Genomic DNA, 3,550 nt, shown 5'->3' with positions numbered 1-3,550 from the left:
TCGTTCTGCCATTCCGGCGGGCGGTCCACACCGAAGATGGCCGCTTCGTCAAACTTCATGCCGATGGCTTCGTTGACGCGGGGGATCACCTCGCCCATGATGTCAAAGCTGGCGTCGGCCAGTACCGCTTCGGGGATGGGCACGATGACGGCCAGTTCCCCGGCGGTGATGTAGACATTCTCCCACTGCTGGCGGCTGGTCTGCTTCACGCCGGTGTCGCCGCCGACCCAGTAGGCCATGGGCAGCATGGACAATACCGGCACGCGGGTCTGCTTGCTGGTCATGTTGGGCAGTTTGCGGCCCAGCTGCATCAGGATAGAGTTTTTCGGTGCATCCTGAAACACCGTCTTCATGATCTGCTCCTGGATGAGAGCTTCGGCGCTCTCGCGGGATACGATATTGACTGCCATTTGATCCTCTCCTTATCTGTGTCCGAACACGGCGCGAATCGCCGCGTTAGCCTGTTCGTTCGTGGTAGGGCCTGCCGGGGTGCCGGTGGCGCTGCTGCTCACGCGGGGCAGGCCGCCTTCCGGGGCAAAGGCGCCCGGGTCGGTCTTTTTGTACGATGCGACATAGTCGTCAAAGCCCAGCAGGGTGCCGTCATCCTGTAGCGGCAGGTTTTTGGCCTTGAGGTCGGACAAAAATGCCTTTTTGGCGCTGTCACTGGTGAATTTCAGGCCGGACGCTGCGCTGTCGGCGGCATACCCGGCTTTCAACTCAGCGACCTGCTTGTCTGCCTGCTGCTGGGCCTGGGCGGCTTTGGCCTTCCATTCGGGGTCATAGCCTTCCAGCTTTTTGTTGGCGTCGGCCAGACTGGTGCGCGCCGTGTCGCGCTCTGCCGTCAGCGTGGCCACGCTGGCTTTCAGGCCGTTCATTTCTTCGCCGTTCATGGCAAAGACGCGCTGCACCTGCTCATCGCTCAGGCCCAAGGCTTTGAGGTCTTCTGTCTTCATCGGTCGTTTCTCCTTTCGGTCATTGCAGATAGCCTTTTTAAGGCGGTCGGCTCCGCCAGTCTGTGCGGCTGATAAGTCCCGCCGCCGGGCAATAAAAGTGCCCGCCCCGGCCTCATGCGGCCAAGGTGGGCATAAAAATGCGCCTTTGCAGTTGAGTGCAAAAGCGCATTTAATATATTTAGTTAGCGTTTGAATCTTTCAAATAAAAATGGCGGCCTGCGGGCAGCATGTCCTCATCGGGCTGTTTCCCCGCCAGCGTGCACAGCGCCAACTGGTAACACTGTTCACGGTTATAATACAATGCAGCCTTGTCGCCCATCTGCATCAAAAGTTTGGCAGTGTCCACACGGGAGTTATTCAAGCGGGCCTGAGCTTCCATCATGCGGGCATCGACTTTGGGCATTGCCGCCTGAATTTCCTTGACCTTGAGCTGTTCCTCCATCATATTGAAAGCCCGGATGTACTTGAGCTTCCATTCCAGAGCATCCTTACCGGTAAAGCCCATGGCCAGCAGGGTGAAGCCGTCACGGTTCATCTGATACATGGGGTAAGACTGTTTGTTTGCCGCTGTGTAGGTGGTTTCATAGAACATATCTGCCACTGCGGAATTTTCCGCAGTGATATTTCTGATAGATTCCAACACATCACGGTGATTTTTTTTGAAGTGTTCCGCCACCTCGCGGCTGGTCACGGTAGGCTGGCCGTTGTAGTGGCCAATGATGATATGCTCACTCATGGCGGGCGTTCCTCTCTCACCCCACTGATGCGCCCGGCGGCAAACACATCTGCCACAAAGGTATAGAAGTTGGTAGCGTCCCCTTTAATAGGATGGGCAGTATAAAAGTCGGAGATGGTCTCCGCCCAGTCCAGTTCAGCAGGGGGTACGATGCTGGCGGTATTTGATGGCTTCGCGGGGTGTGCAAAGAATTTGATTCATGGTAAAAAACTCCTTATCGCTTGTCTTGTAAGGAGCCGCCGAATCTGATATAATAAATTTCAGATAGGGTAACTCCTGTCTTGTAATAACCGTAACCTGTTCACTTCCTACGGCGGCAGGTTGCGGTTATTTTTGTACCTCGGCATATTGCTGCTCAATACCTCTGCGGACTACTTCGGAACGGTTCAGCCCTTTTACTTCACAGCACTTATCAAGTTTTCCCAGTGTTTGTTCGTCAAGGCGTACTCGTAAAAGATAGTCTTTAGGGTTATCAGTCAGTTTTGTGCCTTTTTTCAAGCCAGACATATTGCACCTCACTTTCCTTGTGGCTACAAACAAATTATAGATTGTTGCCACAAAGTTGTCAAGTGCTTTCTTGAAAAGCGCATGAAAAAGCACGGTGCAGTTTGCATCGTGCTTTGGCGTATTCAGTTGTTATGGAAGGACGTCCTTGATTCCACGGGCAAGGCTGGCAGCCTGTTTCATCAGGCTATTTTCATTCAGGTATTCAAGACCCTTTAAGGTGATACGAACATCGATGGGCGATTGAATCTGAATGCCGCTGCGAATATATCTCGTGACATGCAAACCTTCGATATATCCGGCCTTGTCCAGCTGGATCAGCAGCGCGTGAAAGCGATTATCATTCGTCCCGAACCGTTCGGAGGTAAAGCCTTCGCTGTCAAACTCCTCAAAATCCATACTGTCGCGTAAAAATTTCAGAATACGGTAAATAATACGGAAATCTTCCACGTTGTTTTCACCCCCGAATCAGTTCGATTTTTTCGATTTCTGGTGCGAAAAGCTCAAAGATGCCGATCGAAATACTTTCCGGGTCTGGTTCGTTGTCCAGTGCGGAAGTATAGTCGTAGGCGAGTCCTTCAAACACTTGCCCGTCTTTCAGTGTGATGCGAACATTTTTGCCGCTGTATTCCCATAGCTTCATTTCTTTCTCTCCTCCATGGGAACCACATGTGTTCCGCGTTTTCCGTAGTGAATGGCAAAACGGTGCGTTGGTGTAGCAACGCCGGTCTCCGGATTTACAGATTCACCAATAAGATGATCTGCGGTCACAAATTCCTTGTGCGTCCAATTTCCTTTCCTGTCCAGCTTGGGGGCTCCCGTACCGCTGTACTGATCGACCAGCTGCTGCGCGTCCTCCATCGTTCCATATAGGAAGCTTCGGTTGCCGAGGTCACGCCCTTCTTCCCGGATATGCTTGCGCTGGTTTCCCGTATTCAGTGACTTTGGCGTGTCAGCGGAACGAATTTGTTCAAGGACCTTTTTTCGATTTTCATTATAGGCCTTTTCCAGCTTCCTGACAAGCGCAGAGGCTCTACTGGCCTGGCTGTGCCCGAAACCAGAAACCGATGTTCGAGCGCTGTCATTGCGGGTTCCAGTCTCATGTGTAAAGGCAGCGAGATCCTGCCGACACCGCTTCAATCGAACCGCGGTATCGGTAGTGTCCACACCAGCGGATGCCTCGGCCAGATAACGCCGCTTGTACTTGCGTACCTGACGTTCCAACGCGCGCTGCATCTGAGTGATCTCGTACCGGGTGTACTGCTTGCCGTTGTACTCGACAGTTTTGGCGCTGAGTGTAGCCAGTCGCTCAGTGGTGTAATTGGGAACCGAAATCCCCGGGAAGAACGGATAAAAG

The 3,550-nt window shown here is 53.0% G+C and carries 7 protein-coding genes; all 7 read right to left on the bottom strand.

Annotated features, from left to right (window positions below; all coding sequences use genetic code 11):
- The coding region (locus Q0526_RS16450) for a phage major capsid protein (RefSeq protein WP_298735995.1) at positions 1 to 410 on the bottom strand (410 nt) is incomplete at its 3' end.
- Positions 411 to 422: 12 nt separating this feature from the next.
- Positions 423 to 953 (bottom strand): phage scaffolding protein, encoded by a 531-nt coding sequence (locus tag Q0526_RS16445; protein ID WP_298735992.1) that lies wholly within the window; start codon positions 951 to 953, stop codon positions 423 to 425.
- A gap of 178 nt (positions 954 to 1,131) precedes the next feature.
- Positions 1,132 to 1,689 (bottom strand): Rha family transcriptional regulator, encoded by a 558-nt coding sequence (locus Q0526_RS16440; RefSeq protein WP_298735989.1) that lies wholly within the window; start codon positions 1,687 to 1,689, stop codon positions 1,132 to 1,134.
- A 327-nt stretch (positions 1,690 to 2,016) separates the two neighbouring features.
- Positions 2,017 to 2,196: a ribbon-helix-helix domain-containing protein gene (locus tag Q0526_RS16435; RefSeq protein ID WP_298735986.1), complete on the bottom strand. Its 180-nt coding sequence runs from the start codon at positions 2,194 to 2,196 to the stop codon at positions 2,017 to 2,019.
- A gap of 129 nt (positions 2,197 to 2,325) precedes the next feature.
- The gene (locus Q0526_RS16430) at positions 2,326 to 2,643 is read right to left on the bottom strand and encodes a YjcQ family protein (protein WP_298735984.1); all 318 of its coding nucleotides are present in this window, start codon (positions 2,641 to 2,643) and stop codon (positions 2,326 to 2,328) included.
- A gap of 7 nt (positions 2,644 to 2,650) precedes the next feature.
- Positions 2,651 to 2,836 (bottom strand): hypothetical protein, encoded by a 186-nt coding sequence (locus Q0526_RS16425; protein WP_298735982.1) that lies wholly within the window; start codon positions 2,834 to 2,836, stop codon positions 2,651 to 2,653.
- Positions 2,833 to 3,550: phage minor capsid protein (locus tag Q0526_RS16420; RefSeq protein ID WP_298735980.1), on the bottom strand; the 718-nt coding region annotated here is incomplete at its 5' end. The genes Q0526_RS16425 and Q0526_RS16420, both read right to left, overlap by 4 nt.

It is taken from the genome of uncultured Subdoligranulum sp. (assembly GCF_937890665.1).
The sequence above is the reverse complement of the archived record's forward strand: the minus strand, read 5'-3'. Positions and strand labels throughout refer to the sequence as shown.

What these genes read in the sequence shown, in the direction of transcription:
- Q0526_RS16445 (WP_298735992.1), bottom strand. Translation starts at nt 953, where the DNA reads ATGAAGACAGAAGACCTCAAAGCCTTGGGCCTGAGCGATGAGCAGGTG.
- Q0526_RS16440 (WP_298735989.1), bottom strand. Translation starts at nt 1,689, where the DNA reads ATGAGTGAGCATATCATCATTGGCCACTACAACGGCCAGCCTACCGTG.
- Q0526_RS16435 (WP_298735986.1), bottom strand. Translation starts at nt 2,196, where the DNA reads ATGTCTGGCTTGAAAAAAGGCACAAAACTGACTGATAACCCTAAAGAC.
- Q0526_RS16425 (WP_298735982.1), bottom strand. Translation starts at nt 2,836, where the DNA reads ATGAAGCTATGGGAATACAGCGGCAAAAATGTTCGCATCACACTGAAA.